The 856-nt window shown below is 76.1% G+C and carries 2 pseudogenes; both read right to left on the bottom strand.

The features are described 5' to 3' along the window. Nucleotides 1-565, bottom strand: a pseudogene (locus FV223_RS28815) (glycosyltransferase); the annotation flags it as partial. Further along, nucleotides 562-856 (bottom strand): annotated as a pseudogene (locus FV223_RS31035) (hypothetical protein); the annotation flags it as partial. The pseudogenes FV223_RS28815 and FV223_RS31035, both read right to left, overlap by 4 nt.

Genomic DNA, 856 nt, shown 5'->3' with positions numbered 1-856 from the left:
GGGCAGGGCCGGGGCGGGCGGTCGTGCCGATGAAGCCGGCGTAATGGGTCCTGTCGCGCACCCAGGCCGGGACGGACGCGCCGTCGAGGGCGCGCGGGAACGGTGCGATCAGGCGCTCGGCGCTGCGGAAGGCCTCGAGATGGGGCGGATCGGTCCGGGTGCCGGCGAGCCGCACCATCAGCACCGGCACCGACATCAGGCGCGCGAACAGCGCGACCTCGACCGAGACGTCGACCACGATCAGGGCGGGGTCCTCCCGCGCGATCCAGGCCGCGATCGCCGCCATGCGGTCGCGCAGGCCCGCCAGCCCGAGGGGCGCGTAGTGGAAGGCCTCGGGGCGCGTCGCCGCCCCGTCACGGCCGTCGAAAGCGGCCTCGGGCGAACGGGCCTCGGGCAAGCGGTCGTCGGGCAGGTCGAGGACGCTGCCCGGCGCCGCGTCGCGATCGAGGCCGGCCAGCGTGCCGATCAGGGTGCAGGGCCGGTCGAGGTGCCGGGCGATCGCGCAGGCGCGCTGCCAATGGCCGGCGCCCTGATGGTGGACGTAGTAGCCGACCGGCCGCTTCACGCGGCCGCGCTCGGGCGGAGGATCGTGTCGAAGGCGGCGAGGGCTGCGTCGAGTTCCATCTCCGGAGCCGGTCCGTCGGCGGCCTCGCACAGCGGGCCCGCCCGCTCGACGAAGGCGATGTCGTTGACGCAGGCATCCGGGCTGATGGATGCGAGGTCCGCGGCGGTGAGGCCGAACGCCGCGAGGGCGGCAAGGCGCCCGGGTCCGGCCGTGCCGCGGAAGACGCTGCGCAGCGCCGCGCGCCGCGCGATCACGGCTTCCCAGTGGCTCGGTGCGGGCAGGCGGTAGGGG

The sequence above is a fragment of the Methylobacterium sp. WL116 genome (assembly GCF_008039455.1).
In the GTDB taxonomy this organism is placed as follows: domain Bacteria; phylum Pseudomonadota; class Alphaproteobacteria; order Rhizobiales; family Beijerinckiaceae; genus Methylobacterium.
The sequence above is the reverse complement of the archived record's forward strand: the minus strand, read 5'-3'. Positions and strand labels throughout refer to the sequence as shown.